The 17,621-nt window shown below is 71.2% G+C and carries 11 protein-coding genes; 6 read left to right on the top strand and 5 right to left on the bottom strand.

What is annotated here, in order from left to right:
- The first annotated feature begins 4 nt into the window (after positions 1–4).
- A complete protein-coding gene (locus FHX46_RS06330) occupies positions 5–928 on the top strand; it encodes a hypothetical protein (RefSeq protein WP_167111502.1) in 924 nt (307 codons plus the stop codon).
- A 68-nt stretch (positions 929–996) separates the two neighbouring features.
- Here FHX46_RS06330 and FHX46_RS06335 read toward each other — a convergent pair whose 3' ends face one another.
- Entirely contained in the window at positions 997–1,578 is a 582-nt protein-coding gene (locus FHX46_RS06335) for an acid phosphatase (protein WP_167104834.1), read from the bottom strand.
- A 61-nt stretch (positions 1,579–1,639) separates the two neighbouring features.
- Between FHX46_RS06335 and FHX46_RS06340 the strand changes: the two genes are divergently transcribed.
- Complete coding sequence (locus tag FHX46_RS06340; RefSeq protein ID WP_167111504.1) at positions 1,640–2,104, top strand: hotdog fold domain-containing protein; 465 nt, start codon at positions 1,640–1,642, stop codon at positions 2,102–2,104.
- Here FHX46_RS06340 and FHX46_RS06345 read toward each other — a convergent pair.
- Complete coding sequence (locus FHX46_RS06345; protein WP_167111506.1) at positions 2,098–2,748, bottom strand: hypothetical protein; 651 nt, start codon at positions 2,746–2,748, stop codon at positions 2,098–2,100. The two genes, FHX46_RS06340 and FHX46_RS06345, sit on opposite strands and share 7 nt — an antisense overlap.
- Before the next feature lie 125 nt (positions 2,749–2,873).
- On the opposite strand from FHX46_RS06345, the gene FHX46_RS06350 reads away from it, so the two are divergent.
- Positions 2,874–4,472 carry a GMC oxidoreductase gene (locus tag FHX46_RS06350; protein ID WP_167111508.1) on the top strand — a complete coding sequence of 533 codons (1,599 nt, stop codon included), beginning with the start codon at positions 2,874–2,876 and terminating at the stop codon, positions 4,470–4,472.
- Here the strand turns inward: FHX46_RS06350 and FHX46_RS06355 are convergent.
- Positions 4,469–5,071 carry a dTDP-4-dehydrorhamnose 3,5-epimerase family protein gene (locus tag FHX46_RS06355; protein WP_167111509.1) on the bottom strand — a complete coding sequence of 201 codons (603 nt, stop codon included), beginning with the start codon at positions 5,069–5,071 and terminating at the stop codon, positions 4,469–4,471. The two genes, FHX46_RS06350 and FHX46_RS06355, sit on opposite strands and share 4 nt — an antisense overlap.
- A 447-nt stretch (positions 5,072–5,518) precedes the next feature.
- Here FHX46_RS06355 and FHX46_RS06360 point away from each other — a divergent pair, with 447 nt between their 5' ends.
- Together FHX46_RS06360 and FHX46_RS06365 are read left to right on the top strand one after the other, a co-directional pair.
- The gene (locus FHX46_RS06360) at positions 5,519–6,670 is read left to right on the top strand and encodes an NAD(P)-dependent malic enzyme (RefSeq protein WP_449224102.1); all 1,152 of its coding nucleotides are present in this window, start codon (positions 5,519–5,521) and stop codon (positions 6,668–6,670) included.
- A 60-nt stretch (positions 6,671–6,730) separates the two neighbouring features.
- Positions 6,731–7,834: an ABC transporter ATP-binding protein gene (locus FHX46_RS06365; RefSeq protein ID WP_167111511.1), complete on the top strand. Its 1,104-nt coding sequence runs from the start codon at positions 6,731–6,733 to the stop codon at positions 7,832–7,834.
- Positions 7,835–7,959: 125 nt separating this feature from the next.
- Here the strand turns inward: FHX46_RS06365 and FHX46_RS06370 are convergent, their stop codons facing one another.
- A complete protein-coding gene (locus FHX46_RS06370; RefSeq protein WP_167111513.1) occupies positions 7,960–11,664 on the bottom strand; it encodes a multifunctional oxoglutarate decarboxylase/oxoglutarate dehydrogenase thiamine pyrophosphate-binding subunit/dihydrolipoyllysine-residue succinyltransferase subunit in 3,705 nt (1,234 codons plus the stop codon).
- Positions 11,665–12,187: 523 nt separating this feature from the next.
- On the opposite strand from FHX46_RS06370, the gene FHX46_RS06375 reads away from it, so the two are divergent.
- Positions 12,188–13,567, top strand: a complete 1,380-nt coding sequence (locus FHX46_RS06375; RefSeq protein ID WP_167111515.1) for an FAD-binding oxidoreductase — start codon at positions 12,188–12,190, stop codon at positions 13,565–13,567.
- 315 nt (positions 13,568–13,882) lie between these two features.
- Here the strand turns inward: FHX46_RS06375 and FHX46_RS06380 are convergent, their stop codons facing one another.
- A complete protein-coding gene (locus FHX46_RS06380; RefSeq protein ID WP_313886045.1) occupies positions 13,883–17,620 on the bottom strand; it encodes an ABC transporter ATP-binding protein in 3,738 nt (1,245 codons plus the stop codon).
- Position 17,621 lies beyond the last annotated feature (1 nt).

A 17,621-nucleotide genomic window follows, 5' to 3' on the forward strand; every position in this document is an offset into this window, starting at 1 on the left:
GCGCGTGAACGAGGCTAGCCGCATGAACATCGTCGTCTTCCAGGTGAACGGCGACGAGGATGATCTGCTCCGTGGAACGGCGCCGGCCGAGGCCGAGGACGCCATCCGGCAGGCCTGGCGCCAGGTGCAGGGGGAGCGGCAGGTCCAGGCGTCCGACATCACCCGCGTGCACAGCGTCTGGCAACCCTCGCGGGTGGACCGGGTCTTCCTCGCCGCCACGTTCCGCGGCGCCGAGATCACCCACGAATTCGACCGTCCCGCCGACGGCGGCTGGAGCGCGGTCCTCGAAGCCGCCACCGACCCGGTCACGAAGGCTGAGGCCGAGCACCTGCGCGACGTGGTCGTGCAGGCCGAATCCGAGGGGGAGTGGCTGCCCACCCTCCACACCTACGACGGTCCGCTCAAGCTGTACGCCTCCTTGCCACTGGTGGGCGACCGGCTGCACCTCGGCTTCGCCAAGGTGACCGTCACGCCCGAGGGCCGGGTCCGCATGTCCCACCTGATGAAGTACGAGCTCGACGCCCTGAGTGAGGACGAGTTCGACGTGTTGGCCGGCGAAGCGGTCGGCAACCTCCGGCGCGGGCTTATGGTCAAGGTCCACCCGCACCCGGACAACGGGGCCCTTGTCGTGCTGGAGCGAGGTGGCAACAGCTTGTGCGCTGCATCCGCAGTCGTGATGGATGACTTCGCCGAGTCCATCGGTGCGCACGTCGGCGAGGACGAGCTGCTCGTGGCGCTGGTCAGCCCGGACCACGTCTACGTCGCCGGCCGGAACTCCGGCTGGGCTGAGCAACTCGCCGACTGGGTGCGCACCTCGCCCGACACGAGCGGCGACCTCGTGCCCTCCCTCCTGCTGGTCGACAGCTCCGGAATCCGGGAGATCATCGCCGAGCGGCCCACCGGACGGGTCCCGGCCGCGCCCGCCTGACCCGCCCCACGCTTGCACGCTGCGTGTACCGAAGTGCCGCCGGTCGGCGCCGAGGAGCGCCGCGGCGATCAGGACGGCGGGATGTTCAGGTGCTCGATCTTCGGTTCGCCCCGTTCCTCGCCCAGAACGGTGACGCCGGCCGGATCCAGTCCGAAGTGGACGCCGGCGGTGGCGGGCAGCCCGATCCAGCGGGCGATCAGCACCCGGCTGAAGTGGCCGTGGCCGACCAGGATCACCTCGGTGTCGGCCAGCGCCGCGCGGACCCGCTCCAGCAGGGCGTCCGCCCGCGCGCCCACCTGCTCGGCGCTCTCACCGCCGGGCATCTCGTGCGTCCAGACGGTCCAGCCCGGCACCGACTTGCGGATGTCGGCGGTGGTGACCCCCTCGTAGTCGCCGTAGTCCCACTCGGCCAGGTCTTCGGTCCGCTCGTCGATGCGCAGACCGGCGAGCTCGGCGGTGCGCACCGCGCGCTGCCGTGGGCTGGTCAGCACCAGCGCGGGTCCCTTGCGCAGCGACTGGAGGGTCAGCCCGGCGGCGCGCGCCTGGTTCTCGCCGGCCGGGGTGAGCGGGATGTCGGTGCGGCCGGTGTGCCTGCCGTTCACCGACCACTCGGTCTGCCCGTGGCGGAAGAGGAAGAGCTCGTGGTCCACGTTTGCGAATATAACCACCGATCTGGTTTGCTACTCGCCGGTAACATTGGAGGTGCCGGTGATGTCGACCTACTCCCTGTGGCAGCGCCTGAGCGGGCTGCCTGGCGGCAAGCGGCTGTTCTCGGCCGCGATCTGCCTGCGTGTGCCCTATTTCGGCTCGGTGCTGCCGACCGTCGAGGAGCTGCGCCCCGGCTTCTGCGCGGTGCGCGCGCCGAAGTGGTGGGGTGTTCACAACCACATCGGCACGGTGCACGCGATCGCCGCCTGCAACCTCGCGGAGATCGCGATGGGCATGCTCGCCGAGTCGACGCTGCCGGCCACGCACCGCTGGTTGCCCAAGGGCATGACCGTCCGGTACGTGGCCAAGGCGGAGACGGCCCTGCGCGCGGTCGCCGAGCTGCCGGAGATCCCGGAGTTCGGCGACGAGGGCGTGGAGCTGCCGGTGCCGGTCGTCGTCTCCGACCGGGCCGGCGAGCCCGTGGTCACGGCCACCATCACCATCTGGGTGACGCGCCGACCTCAGTAGTCGCGCAGACGGACCGTGGTGGTCTGGGCGTAGGAGTTCGTGCCCGCCGCGGCGGGCAGGCCCAGCCTGCGGTTGGTCAGGCGCGCCTGCGGCCCGCAGTTCTCCGTCGCCGGCACGGCGAATTCGTCGTCCCGGGTGGCGAACTGCAGCGTCAGCGGATCGGTGGACACGACCCTCGTGGGACCGTCGGCCCGCAGGACCGTGTGGATTACTCCGGTCGCGCAGTTGCGCGGCAGGTAGGGCGCGTCGAACTCGGCGACGAGGTCCATCTCGCCCTTGCGCTGCGCGTCCGAGTGGAAGTCGGAGTAGCCGCCGTAGCCGAACCGGATCGTGCCGTGCGGAAGCCCGGGCACGGCGACCGGTTCGGATCTCAGTGCTCCGAACACCTGCGCGTACTGCCCGCCGAGCTTCCCTTCGGCGAAGGTCAGGCGCATCGGCCCCAGCGGCAGGTCGCGCACGGTGCCGAAGGACATCGTGGCGGCCGAGTCGAGCACCTCGCAGCGCCACTGGGCCGGGTCCGCGCCGGCCGGCAGTGCGGGGCAGTCGGCGAAGGTGTTCTCGGCCGCGGAGGCCGGCTGGGCGGCGGCGGTGACGGCGGTCAGGGCGGCGGCGGCGACGGCGGCCGCGGCGAGTGCGATCTTCATGATCGAAATCATGTCTGGCCTGCGAGCTCGGCACCATCGGGGAACACCCGGAGGCGACCCTGGCATCTGACCCCGGGGAATTAACACCGTTTACAAGAACGGTGTACCCGAATATGGTTCGCGTTATGTCTTCCCTGTCACGACGCAGGTTCCTCGGCCTGACCGCGCTCGGTTCCGCCGCCACCCTGGGGCTGACCACGATCTCGACCCGGACCGCCTCGGCGGCCCCCGACTACTCGCCCGCCGTCGTCGTCGGCACCGGCTACGGCGCGGCAGTCACGGCGCTGCGTCTCGGCGCGGCCGGCATCCCCACCCTCATGCTGGAGATGGGCCAGCTGTGGAACACCCCGGCCGCCGACGGCAAGATCTTCCCGGACATGCTGAACCCGGACCGGCGGTCGATGTGGTTCAAGAACCGCACCGAGGCGCCGCTGGCCTCGTTCCTGTGGCTCGACGCGGCGAACCGGAACATCGACCGGTACGCGGGCGTGCTCGACCGCGTGCACTTCGGTGAGATGTCGGTCTACGTGGGCCGCGGCGTGGGCGGCGGCTCGCTCGTCAACGGCGCGATGGCCGTGACACCGAAGCGCTGGTACTTCGAGGAGATCCTGCCCGAGGTCGACGCCGACGAGATGTACGGCAGGTACTACCCGCTGGCCAACTCGATGCTGGGCACCAACAGCATCGACCCGGCCTGGTTCGAGACGTGCGACAGCTACCAGTTCGCCCGGGTGTCCCGCAAGCACGCGCAGAAGGCCGGGCTGACGACCACCTTCGTGCCCAGCGTGTACGACTTCGGCTACATGCGCCGCGAGGAGGCCGGGGAGGTGCCCCGGTCCGCCCTGGCGTCCGAGGTCATCTACGGCAACAACCACGGCAAGCGGTCGCTGGACAAGAGCTACCTGGCCGCCGCGCTGGGCACCGGCAACGTGACCATCCAGACCCTGACCGAGGTGCGCGACATCGCCCAGCAGCAGGACGGCACCTACACGCTCACCGTGCGGCAGATCGATGCCGCGGGAAACGTGCTGGGCGTGCGGCAGCTCGGCGCCAAGTACCTCTTCCTCGGCGCGGGCAGCCTGGGCTCGACCGAGCTGCTGGTGCGCGCGCGGGACACCGGCAAGCTGCCGGACCTGGGCGAGGAGGTCGGCCGGGGCTGGGGCACCAACGGCAACGTGATGCTGGGCCGCGCCAACCACGTGTGGGACCCGGTCGGTGCGGTCGAGTCCGGCATGCCGGCGATGGGGATCGACGCCTGGGACGACCCGGTCCACCCGGTGTTCGCCGAGATCGCGCCGGTGCCCGCCGGGCTGGAGACCTGGGCGAGCCTGTACCTGGCGATCACGAAGAACCCCGAGCGCGGGTACTTCGCCTACGACCCTGGCGCGGACCGGGCGGTCCTGCGCTGGGACGTCGCGCAGGGCCAGCCCTCGATCGACGCGGCGAAGAGCCTGTTCGACAAGATCAACGCGGCGAACGGGACGATCTACCGGTACGACCTGTTCGGCGACACCCGGGCGTTCGAGAACCGGTTCACCTACCACCCCCTCGGTGGGCTGGTGCTGGGCAAGGCGACCGACCTGTACGGGCGCGTCAAGGGCTACCGCAACCTCTACGTCACCGACGGCTCGCTGATCCCGGGCAGCACCGGCGTGAACCCGTTCGTGACGATCACCGCGCTGGCCGAGCGCAACATCGCCCGCGTGCTCGCGGAGGACTTCTAACCCGCGCGCAGTTTTTCGTAGTGGGCCACGCAGTCGGCGTAGCGCGGCAGCAGCCCGGACGCGGCGGCCTCGGCGAGAGCCGGGGCCGCCGCGTCCTTTTCGGACAGGATCGGCTCCGGCTGCGACGGCCACGGCAGGTCCAGCTCCGGGTCCAGCGGGGTGATCCCGTGTTCGGCGGACGGGTTGTACCCGGTCGAGCACAGGTAGGCCATCACGGTGTCGTCCTCCAGCGCGACGAACGCGTGCCCGAGGCCCTCCGCCACGTACACCGCGCGGTACCCGACCGAGTCCAGCCGCACCGCGTCCCAGGTGCCGAAGGCCGGGGAGCCGACCCGCAGGTCCACCACCACGTCCAGCAGCGCGCCCCGCGGGCAGTACACGTACTTCGCCTGACCGGGTGGCGTGTCCGCGAAGTGGACGCCGCGGATCGTGCCGCGCCGCGACACGCTGTGGTTCGTCTGCGCCACGTGCAGCGGGTGCCCGATCGCCTCCACCAGCGCCGCCTCCTGGAACGGCGCGACGAACAGGCCGCGGTGGTCCGGGAACGACCGGGGCGTGAACTCGTAGGCGTCCGGGACGGCGAGCTGGCGAACCTCCATGGGTTCTGAACATAGAGGCCGCGAAGTCCTTCCGGTACGAGGGGGAGGGCTGCCGGCGAGACCAACCAAGCCGGACGGACGTCTTGCTATCCGGCCCGTGACCTCACCTTTTTGTGACATCAGCCGCACCTCGGCATCACAACCGGTACCTGTCCTGCAACACTGGGGGGACCGCCGCGTTCGCGGCCGTCGCCTCACCAAGGGCTTCGCACGGCCGAGACGGACGCCGAGCCGGCTGCCGGCGCCACCGCGCCCTGGCTCCCGCGCTGCGAGATCAACCACGCCACTGGGGGTGGGGGCAGTGTCCCTGCACACGGTCCCGGGAGGGATTTCTTTTCCATGACTTACGCTCAGACCTTCGACACGAGGGCGGGAACACCGATGGACGAGGTCAGCAAGAGCACGGCGGCCGAGGCGGCGCCGCCGACGGTCACCGGCGTGTCGCCGGTGACCGACGACGAGATCTTCCGCGGCCACGAGGGCGGCAAGCTCTCGGTGGCGGCCACCCGGCCGATCTCGCAGCCCCGCGACCTCTCCATCGCCTACACGCCCGGCGTGGCCAAGGCCAGCCGGGCCATCGCCGAGAACGCCGAGCTGGCCGAGCGCTACACGTGGGCGCACCGGCTCGTGGTCGTCGTCAGCGACGGCACCGCCGTGCTCGGACTGGGTGACATCGGCGCCAGCGCGTCCCTCCCGGTCATGGAGGGCAAGTCGGTGCTCTTCAAGACCTTCGGCGGGCTGGACTCGATCCCGCTGGTGCTCGACACCAAGGACGTCGACGAGATCGTCGAGACGCTGGTGCGGCTGCGCCCCTCGTTCGGCGCGGTCAACCTCGAAGACATCTCCGCCCCGCGCTGCTTCGAGCTGGAGGACAAGCTCAAGGAGGCGCTGGACTGCCCGGTCATGCACGACGACCAGCACGGCACGGCGATCGTGACGCTGGCCGCGCTGCGGGGCGCGAACCTGGTGCTCGACCGGGACATCGCGCAGCAGCGGGTCGTCATCTCCGGTGCCGGCGCGGCGGGCGTGGCGTGCGCGAAGATCCTGCAGGAGGCCGGCGTCGCGGACGTCACGGTGCTGGACTCGCGCGGCATCATCCACGCCGGCCGGGACGGGCTGAACCCGGTCAAGGAGAAGCTCGCCGAGACCACCAACAAGTCCGGGCTGCGCGGCGGCCTGGCCGAGGCGCTGCGCGGCGCGGACGTCTTCCTCGGACTGTCCGGCGCCACCATCGAGCCGGAGCTGCTCGCCGGGATGGCCGCCGACCCGATCGTGTTCGCGCTGTCCAATCCGGACCCGGAGGTGCACCCCGAGGCGGCTGCGGAGCACGCCGCGATCGTGGCCACCGGCCGCAGCGACTTCCCGAACCAGATCAACAACGTGCTGGCCTTCCCGGGTGTGTTCCGGGGCGCGCTGGACGCCGGTGCGCGGAAGATCACCGAGAACATGAAGCTGGCCGCCGCGGAGGCGATCGTCGCGGTCGCGCAGGAGGACCTGGGCCCGGACCGCATCGTGCCGAGCCCGCTCGACCCCCGCGTCGCGCCCGAGGTCGCCGCCGCGGTGGCGAAAGCGGCCGTCGAGGAGGGCGTCACCGGCTAAGCTGGGTCTTCCCCGGGGTGTTCTCGTTCCGCGCCCCCGGGACAGGCTGCACGGGAGGGCGTGTTGATCGAGTTCGACGGCGTGACCAAACGCTATCCGGACGGCACGCTCGCCGTCGACGACCTCAGCCTGACGGTCGAGGAGGGCACCATCACGGTGTTCGTCGGACCGTCGGGGTGCGGGAAGACGACGTCGCTGCGGATGATCAACCGCATGGTCGAGCCGACCTCGGGCCGGGTCCTGCTCGACGGCAAGGACATCCGCGAGTCGGACCCGCCGGTGCTGCGGCGCGGCATCGGGTACGTGATCCAGAACGCCGGGCTGTTCCCGCACCGGACGGTGCTGGACAACGTGGCCACCGTCCCGGTGCTGTCCGGATGGGGCAAGCGGAAGGCCCGCGACCGCGCGGCCGAGCTGCTGGAGATCGTCGGCCTGCCGCTCGACCTGGGCAAGCGTTATCCCGCGCAGTTGTCCGGGGGGCAGCGGCAGCGGGTCGGCGTCGCCAGGGCGCTCGCGGCGGACTCGCCCGTGCTGCTGATGGACGAGCCGTTCTCGGCAGTCGACCCCATCGTCCGCGAAGGACTGCAGGACGAGTTGCTGCGCCTGCAATCACAGCTGGGCAAGACGATCGTGTTCGTCACGCACGACATCGACGAGGCCGTGCGGCTGGGCGACAAGGTGGCCGTGATGCGGGTCGGCGGGCGGCTGGCCCAGTACGGCACCCCGGCCGACGTGCTCCGGCACCCGGTCGACGACTTCGTGGCCTCGTTCGTCGGCCGCGACCGCGGCTACCGTGGACTGTCCTTCGTGGACTCCGCCGGCGTGGAGGTGCGCGACCTCGTCACCGTACCGCTGGGCGAGCGGGTGCCCGGTCCGACCGAGGACTGGCTGCTGGCGGTGAACGACGCGGGCGAACCACGCGGCTGGCTCGCCCCCGGTTCCACTGTGGACGCACCGCTCGCCGAGACCGACCTGGTGGCCGGCGGGTCGCTGTACCGCCGCGGCACCTCGGTGCGCGGCGCCCTGGATGCGGCGCTGTCGTCGCCGGCCGGGCTCGGCGTGGTGGTGGACGAAACCGGCAAGGCCGTGGGCGCGGTCACCGCGCGGCAGGTGCTCGACGTGATCGAAGCACCCCGCGCCACCCCGGCCGCCGGACACGAGTGACCTGATCGGCCGTCCCCGAGCCAGCCCGTCCTGCGAGCGCTCGCTGATCTTTCGCCTCCGGGTGCCGAGCCAGAAGAAAAGCGCCCTCCCCACGACTCGCGGGGAGGGCGCTTTCGCTTACCGGATCAGCTGAAGGCCTTGGCGATCAGCGCCTTCTGCTCGACCTCGTGCACCTTGGACGAGCCGGCCGACGGGGCCGCCATCGGACGCCGCGAGACGACGTCGAGCTTGCCGAGGACGTCCGGGAACAGCCGCGGCAGGTGGAGGCCGAAGAACGGCCACGCGCCCTGGTTCTCGGGCTCCTCCTGGACCCACACCACCTCGGCGCCGGTGTAGCGCTCCAGGGCGGCCAGCAGCTTCTTCTTCGGCAGCGGGTAGTACTGCTCGATCCGCACGATGGCGACGTCGTTCGCCTCGCGCTTGGCCCGCTCGGCCACCAGCTCCCAGTACAGCTTGCCGGAGGTCAGCAGCACCTTCCGCACCTTGCCGGGCTCGACCTGCGCGTCGTCGATCACCGACATGAACTTCGAGTCGCCGGTGAAGTCCTCGAGCGGGGACGTGGCGGCCTTGTTCCGCAGCATCGACTTCGGGGTGAAGACGATCAGCGGGCGCTGGATGCCGTCCAGCGCGTGCCGGCGCAGCAGGTGGAAGTAGTTCGCCGGGGTGGACGGCACCGCCACCGTCATCGAGCCCTCCGCGCACAGCGACAGGAACCGCTCGATGCGGCCGGAGGTGTGGTCCGGACCCTGACCTTCGTGACCGTGCGGCAGCAGCAGCACGACGTCCGACCGCTGGCCCCACTTGGCCTCACCGGACGAGATGTACTCGTCGATGACGGTCTGCGCGCCGTTGACGAAGTCACCGAACTGCGCTTCCCACAGCACGAGCGCGTCGTTGTTGGCCACCGAGTAGCCGTACTCGAACCCGACCGCCGCGTACTCCGACAGCGCCGAGTCGTAGATCATCACCCGGCCCTGCTCCTCCGCCAGGTTCTGCAGCGGAGCGTACTCGCGGCCGGTCTTGCGATCGATCAGCACCGAGTGGCGCTGGGTGAACGTGCCGCGGCGGGAGTCCTGACCGGACAGCCGCACGAGGCGGCCCTCCATGGCCAGCGACCCGAACGCGAGCAGCTCGCCGAAGGCCCAGTCGACGCCGCCCTCGCGGGACATCTTGTGCCGCCGCTCCATGACCGGCTTGACGCGCGGGTGCGGGGTGAAGCCCTCGGGGACGTCGACGAACGCGTCGCCGATCCGCTCGATGACCTCGGCCGGCACCGCCGTCGGGACCTTCGCCGGAACCTGTTGCTCCTCCTCGACCGAGGGGCTCGGCGCGATCGGGTGCTTCTCCAGCTCGCGGACCTCGTTGAAGACGTGCTCCAGCTGGCTCGAGAAGTCCCGCAGTGCGGCCTCGGCCTCCTCGACCGAGATGTCGCCACGGCCGATCAGCGACTCGGTGTAGGTCTTCCGGACCGAGCGCTTGGTGTCGATGATGTCGTACATCGCCGGCTGCGTCATCGACGGGTCGTCGCCCTCGTTGTGGCCGCGGCGGCGGTAGCAGATCATGTCGATGATGACGTCCTTGTTGAACGCCTGGCGGTAGTCGACGGCCAGCTTCGCCACCCAGTGGGCGGCCTCCGGGTCGTCGCCGTTGACGTGGAAGATCGGCGCGCCGATCATCTTCGCCACGTCGGTCGCGTACTGCGAGGAGCGGGCGTGCTCCGGCGCGGTCGTGAAGCCCACCTGGTTGTTGATGATGATGTGCACGGTGCCGCCGGTCCGGTACCCGCGCAGCAGCGCCAGGTTCAGCGTCTCCGCCACCACACCCTGGCCGGCGAACGCCGCGTCACCGTGCAGCAGCACGGGCAGCACCGAGAAGCCGCCGGTGTCGCTGTCACCCTTGTCGAGGATGTCCTGCTTGGCGCGGACGATGCCTTCGAGCACCGGGTCGACCGTCTCCAGGTGCGACGGGTTCGACGCCAGCGACACCTTGGTCTCGCCGTCGCCGAACATGCGGAAGTACTTGCCCTCCGCGCCCAGGTGGTACTTCACGTCACCGGAGCCGTGCGCCTGGCCCGGGTCCAGGTTGCCCTCGAACTCCTGGAAGATCTGCGAGATCGGCTTGCCGACGATGTTGGCCAGCACGTTGAGCCGGCCGCGGTGCGGCATGCCGATGACGACCTCGTCGAGCTCGTGCTCGGCAGCCTTGTCCAGGACGGTGTCCAGCAGCGGGATGACCGTCTCGCCGCCCTCCAGCGAGAACCGCTTCTGGCCGACGTACTTCGTCTGCAGGAACGTCTCGAACGCCTCGGCGGCGTTGAGCTTCGACAGGATGTACTTCTGCACGTTGGGGTCCGGCTTGGCGTGCGGGACCTCCACCCGGTCCTGGATCCAGCGGCGCTCCTCCGGGTCCAGGATGTGGGTGTACTCGACGCCGACCGTGCGGCAGTAGGAGTCGCGCAGCACGCCCAGCACGTCGCGCAGCTTCATCCGCTCCTGGCCGGCGAACCCGCCGACCGCGAACTCGCGGTCCAGGTCCCACAGCGTCAGGCCATGGGAGAGGACGTCGAGGTCCTCGTGGCGGCGCTGGCGGTAGTTCAGCGGGTCGGTGTCGGCCATCAGGTGACCGCGCATCCGGTAGGCGTCGATCAGTTCGAGCACCCGGGCGGTCTTGTCGATCTCGCCCTCGGGGATGTCCTCCACCCAGCGGATCGGCTCGTACGGCAGCCGCAGCGAGGTGAAGATGTCGTCGTAGAAGCCGTCCCCGCCCAGCAGCAGCTCGTGGATGCGCTTGAGGAACTCGCCCGACTCCGCGCCCTGGATGATGCGGTGGTCGTAGGTCGAGGTCAGCGTCATGATCTTGGAGACGCCCAGGTCGACCAGCGTCTTCTCGCTGGTGCCCTCGAAGTGCGCCGGGTACTGCATCGCCCCGACACCGATGATCGCGCCCTGACCCGCCTGCAGGCGCGGCACCGAGTGGTTGGTGCCGATGCCGCCGGGGTTGGTCAGCGAGATGGTGGTGCCGGCGAAGTCATCGGCGGTCAGCTTGTTGTTGCGGGCCTTCTTGACGATGTCCTCGTAGGCCTGCCAGAACTGGCGGAACGTCATGTTCTCGCAGTTCTTGATCGAGGCGACGACCAGCGTGCGGGCCCCGTCCTTGCCCTTCATGTCGATGGCGAGGCCGAGGTTGACGTGCTCCGGCGTGACGGCGTGCGGCTTGCCGTCGATGAGCGCGTAGTGCCGGTTCATGTTCGGGAAGTCCTGCAGCGCCCGCACCATGGCGTAGCCGATGAGGTGCGTGAACGAGATCTTCCCGCCGCGGGTCCGCTTGAGGTGGTTGTTGATGACGATGCGGTTGTCGGCCATCAGCTTGGCCGGGACGGCGCGCACGCTGGTGGCCGTCGGCACGGCCAGCGAGGCGTCCATGTTCTTCGCGATCGCGGCGGCGGCGCCCCGCAGCTGCTTGCTCTCCGCCTCGGCCGCGGGCTTCGCGGCGGCGGGCTTCGCCGCCTGGGCGGCGGCAGGCTGGGCGGCGGGCTTCGCGGGCTGGGCGGCCGGCTTCGCGGGCTGGGCGGCGGGCTTCGGCTGGGCGGGTGCGGCCGGGGCAGTCGCAGCCTGGTCGACCTGGCCGTTGCCCGCCTTCGCGGGCTGCTCACGGACGGGCGCGGGCGCGTCCGCCGGCTTCGACTCGCTGGTCTGCGTCGGCTTGAAGTCCGAGAAGAACTCGTGCCATGCGGCGTCTACTGAATCGGGGTCGGCGAGGAACTGGTCGTACATCTCCTCGACGAGCCATTCGTTGGGGCCGAACTGTGACGCAGGGCTGCTGCTGGACACGGCAGGGACTCGCCTCTATCCATATCTCGATCTTGTTGTCCGCTTGATGCGCCTACCAGGCTAACCCCCTCACGTTCACCGATGTGATCGAAGTGGCCCAAGTCCCGGCACGGAGGTTTGGGATTCCTCACTTAATCGGTCCAGCATACATCTGGGCGAGTATGGGGCCCGCCCTGACAGGTGCGGGACCGGTACGGGAACCGGTCCTGCCCGGCGCCCGTGGACGGCGCGTCTCCGCAGGTCATCGCGGCGCTGCCGGGGGAGCCCGAACCGCCGGTTCCGGGCAGCAGCCGCGCTGGCACAACCCTGGCAGATCGCTGTCGGCGATCGCGCCGTGCCCGGTGCTCCTCGGCCGGTTCCGACCGTACCGGCACCCGGGCGCCGGACTGCGCGGGCGGCCGGGCGGGCAGCTGGTCTGAGCCACCGGCCGGGCCGGGAGCGGTGCGGTGACCCGGGTGGCGGCAGCGGTTCGACCGGCCCGGCCGGCCCCATCGCAGCGGTAGCCTCGACGCGGGAGGTGGCGATGGATTCCGCGACACTGGTGGCCGCCCTGCGGCGGGTCGTTCCGGCCGACCGCGTGGTGGACGATCCCGCCGTGGTCGAGTCCTACCTGCAGGACCACGCGGAGTGGGCCGACTACGGGCGGGCCGCCGCGGTGGTCCGCCCGCGCGGGACCGCCGAGGTCCGCGAGGTGGTCCGGTTCGCGGGCGAGCACCGGATCCCGGTGGTGCCGCGCGGTGCCGGCACCGGCCTGTCCGGCGGCGCGAACGCCCTCGACGGCTGCCTGGTGATCTCCTTCGAAGCGATGAACTCCGTGCTGGAGATCGACCGCGCGGAACGGCTCGCGGTCGTGCAGCCGGGCGTCGTCAACGACGACCTGCGGGCGATCTGCGCCGAGCAGGGGCTGTGGTACCCGCCGGACCCGGCGAGCGCACCGTGGTCGACGATCGGCGGGAACGTGGCCACCAACGCGGGCGGGCTGTGCTGCGTGAAGTACGGCGTCACCAGGGACTACGTGCTCGCGCTCGAGGTCGTCACCGGGCGCGGCGACGTGGTCCGGCTGGGGCGGCGCACCGCGAAGGGCGTCGCGGGCTACGACCTGTGCGGGCTGATGGTCGGCTCGGAGGGCACGCTCGGGGTGATCACCGAGGTGACCGTACGGCTGCGACCGCAGCGCGAGCCGGAGCGCACCATCGCCGGGTACTTCCATTCGGTGGTCGCCGCGGGGGAGGCGGTCAGCGCGGTGTCCGCGTCCGGCGTGATCCCGTCGGCGCTGGAGCTGGTCGACCGGCACTGCCTGGAAGCGGTCGACGCCTGGAAGAACATGGGCCTGTCCACCGAGGCGAACGTGGTTCTGCTGGGCCGTGTCGACACCCCGGGGCACGCGGGGGAACAGGAGGCCCGCACGATCCTGCGCTGCTTCGAACAGGCCGGCGCGACCTGGGCGGCGCTGTCCACGGACGAGCAGGAAGCCGAGGCGTTGTTCGACGCGCGCCGCCTGGCGTACCCGGCGCTGGAACGGCTCGGCCCGGTGCTGACCGAAGACGTGTGCGTGCCCCGCGCGCTGGTGCCCGAGATGCTGGCCCGGATCGAGAAGGCCGCCGCGGCGCACGACACGCTGATCGCGAACATCGCTCACGCCGGTGACGGGAACCTGCACCCGCTGCTCATCACCCCGATCGGGGACGACGCGGCCCGGCAGCGGGCGCAGGCCGCGTTCGAGGACATCATCGCCGACGCCGTGGCGCTGGGCGGAACCGTCACCGGGGAGCACGGAGTCGGCCTGCTGAAACGCGGCGGCCTGCGACGCGAGGTGAGCCCCGAAGTCCTGGCGATGCACCGCGCCGTGAAGGACGCGCTGGACCCGTTGGGAATTCTGAACCCGGGGAAGGTTTTCGCTTAGCTGCAGGGATCCCAGGGCGCCGCAGCAGGTTCGCTTCCGCGCCGGCCTGCGCCCGGGGGCGGCCAACACGGTGCCCGGAGTGGTGGACACGCTGCCCGGGGCGGCAAACACGCTGCCCGGAGTGGTGAACACGGTGCCCGGGGCGGTGGACACGGCGACGGGAGCGGCTAACACGGTGCCGGGGGCGGCAAACACGCTGCCCGGGGTGGCAAACACGCTGCGCGGGGCGGCCAACACGGTGCCGGGGGTGGCAAACACGCTGCCCGGGGTGGTGGACACGGCGCCGGGAGTGATGAACACGGCGACGGGTCGGTGTTAGTTGCCGGTTCGCCAGAGTTGGGCGTAGTGGCCGTTCGCCGCGAGGAGTTCGTCGTGCGTGCCCTGCTCGACGATGCGGCCGTGGTCGAGCACCACGATGCGGTCGGCCCGGGCCGCGGTCGCCAGGCGGTGCGCCACGACGAACGTCGTGCGGCGGTTGACGAGTCTTTCGGTCGCCGCGAGGACCGCGGACTCCGTCGACGGATCCAGTGCGGCCGTGGCCTCGTCGAGCAACAGGACGTCCGGGTCCACCAGTTCCGCCCGGGCCAGCGCCACCAGCTGCCGCTGACCGGCCGACAACGACCGGCCCCGCTCGCCCACCGGCTGGTGGAACCCCTGCGGCAGGGCGGCTACCGCGTCGATCGCGCCCACGGCTCGCACCGCCGCCTCGACCTGGGCGTCGGAGGCGGACGGTGCGCCGTACCGGACGTTGTCCGCGACCGTGCCGGAGAACAGGTGCGCCTCCTGCGGCACGACCCCCATCCGCCGGTGCAATCCGGCCGGGTCGTAGTCCCGCACGTCGACGCCGTCGATGCTCACCTTGCCGCTCGTGGCGTCGTAGAAGCGCGCCGCCAGTTTGACCACAGTGGACTTCCCGGCCCCGGTCGCGCCGACCAGGGCGACCGTCTCGCCCGGCGGAACCTTCAGCGAGATGTCCGTCAGGGCCAGCGCGTCCGTGCCCGCGTAGGAGAAGTCGACCGCGTCGAACGCGACCTCGCCCCGCAGCCGTTCGGGCACCGGCACCGGGTCGGTGGGCGGCGGCACCGAGGTCGGCGTCCGCAGCAGTTCGCCGATCCGGCGCAACCCGACCTTCGCCTGCTGGTAGCCGTCGAACACCGACGACAACTGCTGGATGGGGGAGAAGAACAGGTTCAGGTACAGCAGGAACGCGAGCAGCACCCCGACCGCGAGCGTGCCGTGCGCGACCCGGTTCGCCCCGGCGATCAGCACCACGGCCTCCGCGACCCCGGACAGCAGCGTGACGAACGGGAAGTACGTCGCCACGTACCGCTGGGCCCGCAGCCGCGATCGCCGGTAGGCGTCGCTGCGCGAGGCGAAGTCCTCGGCCGACCGCTCCTCGCGGCTGTACGCCTGGGCCACCCGCAGGCCGCTCACGTTCTCCTGCATGTCGGCGTTCACCGCGCTGACCTTCTCGCGCGCCTCGGTGTAGGCCGCGCTGGACAACCGGCGGAAGATCACGGTCGCGATCACCAGCACCGGCACCACCGACAGCGCGTACAGCGCCAGGGAGACGTCGGTGATCAACAGCGCGCCGGTGATGCCGATCAGCGTCAGGGCGCTGATCACGGCCTGCGCGACCCCGGTCTGGAGGAAGGTCGACAACGCGTCCACGTCCGTGGTCATCCGCGTCATGATCTTGCCGGACAGTTCGCGCTCGTAGTAGTCCAGCCCGAGCCGCTGCAGGTGCGCGTAGCTGCGGACCCGCAGCGAGTACAGGACCGTTTCCCCGGCGCGCGCGGTGATCCGGGTCTGCGCCGCGATCACGAACCAGTCCGCCGCGATGATCACCGCGCCGATCCCGGCGCACAGCCACACCACCCACGCCAGGCCGGTCCGCACGCCGTGGTCGACGCCCTGCTGGTACAGCGCTGGCAACGCGATCGACGCGGCCGCGTCCAGACCCACCAGCAGCACCGCGGTGATCAGCAACGCCCGCACCGGCCGCAACGCCGAGCCCAGCCGGAACCGCGGGTCGGGCCGGGTCACCGAGTCCGGGTCCAGCGGCGGCCGGTCCACGGCGGGCGGCAGCTTCCGGACACCTTCCAGCAGCTCGGCCGTCGGCGGCACGTTCAGCGCGCCGCCCATGCCGCCGCCCCCGGGCACCGGCGCCGGTGCGTTGCGCCGCTCCGCCGACTCGGCCATCTCGGCGACCGCGTCCCGCTCGTCCCGGTCCGGCCACAGCGCGGGCGTGACCCCGGTCGGCGGGCTCGCCGCGCAGTCGCGCTTGTGCACCTGCTCCACCCCTTCGCCGGGGCCGGCGATCAGCTCGCGGAACAGCTCGCAGCGCTCCTCCAGCTCGGCCGCGGTGCCGACGTCGACCACCTTGCCCGCGTCCAGCACGGCGATCCGGTCGGCCAGCGTCAGCGTGGACTTGCGGTGCGCGATCAGCAGGGTGGTGCGGGCCGCGGTGACCGAGCGCAGCGTCTCGTAGATGGCGGCCTCGGTCACGGTGTCCACGGCGGAGGTGGCGTCGTCGAGGATCAGCACCCGCGGATCGGTCAGCAGGGCCCGCGCCAGGCCCAGCCGCTGCCGCTGGCCGCCGGACAGCGTCAGCCCGCGCTCCCCGACCTGGGTGTCGTAGCCGTCCGGCAGCTCGGAGATGAAGTCGTGCGCCTCGGCCGCCTTCGCCGCGGCGATCACCTCGTCGTCGGAGGCGTCCGGGCGGCCGTAGGCGATGTTGTCGCGGATGGACGTGGAGAACAGGAACGCTTCCTCGAACACCACGCCGATGGCCTGCCGCAGGTCGGCCATCCGCACGTCCCGCACGTCGCGATCGCCGAGCCGGACACTGCCCGAATGCGCGTCGTAGAACCGGGGCAGCAGCAGCGAGATCGTCGACTTGCCCGATCCGGCCGTGCCGACCAGCGCCAGCGTCTCGCCGGGTTCGGCGCGCAGGCTCAGCCCGTCCAGGACCGGTTCCGACCGCGTGTAGCCGAACCGCACGTCGTCCAGCTCGATACCCAGCGGGCCCTCCGGCAGCGGCTTCGGATCGGCCGGGTCGGTCACCTCTGGCTGCGCATCGACCAGCTCGTAGACGCGCTCCGCCCCCGCCCGGGTCAGCTGGGCCTGCACCACCAGCGCGGACATCATCCGGGCCGGGCCGATCAGGCCGGACACGTAGCTGGCGAACGCGAGGAACGTGCCGAGGCTGACCTGTCCGTTCAGCGCCAGGATGCCGCCGAAGGCCAGCACGGCGACCTGCCCGGCGGCCGGCAGCGCGGACGTCGTCGCGGTGGGCACCGCGGCCAGCCGGGCCGCGCGCAACCGCTCGGCGAACAACCGCCGCGCGGTCTTCTCCAGCCGCGCGACCTCCCGGGCCTCCTGCCCGAAGCCCTTGACGACCCGCACGCCGGTGACGGTTTCCTCGACGTGCTGCGCCACGTCCGCGGCCCGCTGCTGCGCCGACCAGGTGGCCGGGAACAGGCGTTTGCGGGCCGTTCCGGCGACGATCGCCACCGCGGGCACCACGATCAGCGCGATCACGGTCAGGCCCGGCGACATCCACAGCATCGCGGCGACGGAGAACACCGCGAACACCACCGAACCCGCCGACAGCGGCACCACGAACAGCAGCGACACGACCAGTTGCAGGTCGGTGATGGCGCGCGACACCACCTGCCCGGTGCGCAGCGAGTCCTGCTTGCCGCCGTCCAGCCGGGACACCGCGTCGAACACCCGCTGGCGCAGGTCGTGCTGCACGTCCAGGGCGAGCCGCCCGCCGACGTACCGCCGCACGAACGCGGTGCCGAACATGAGCAGCTGGACACCGATCAGGCCGGCGACGAGCAGGCCCAGCCGGTCGGTCTGCCGCAGCACCGCGTCGTCCACGGCGACCTTCACCAGCAGCGGGCTCGCGGCCTGCAGGCCGACGCTGAGCACCGCCGCGGCCATCGCCGCCACGACCAGAACCGGATGCCGCCAGCAGGCCGCGGCCAGCCGGCGGATCCAGCCGTTCGGTTCGTCCCCGGAATCGCGTAGTGGTCGTGCGGTCACC

Origin of the sequence: Amycolatopsis viridis (assembly GCF_011758765.1) — a bacterium.
Classification (GTDB): domain Bacteria; phylum Actinomycetota; class Actinomycetes; order Mycobacteriales; family Pseudonocardiaceae; genus Amycolatopsis_E; species Amycolatopsis_E viridis.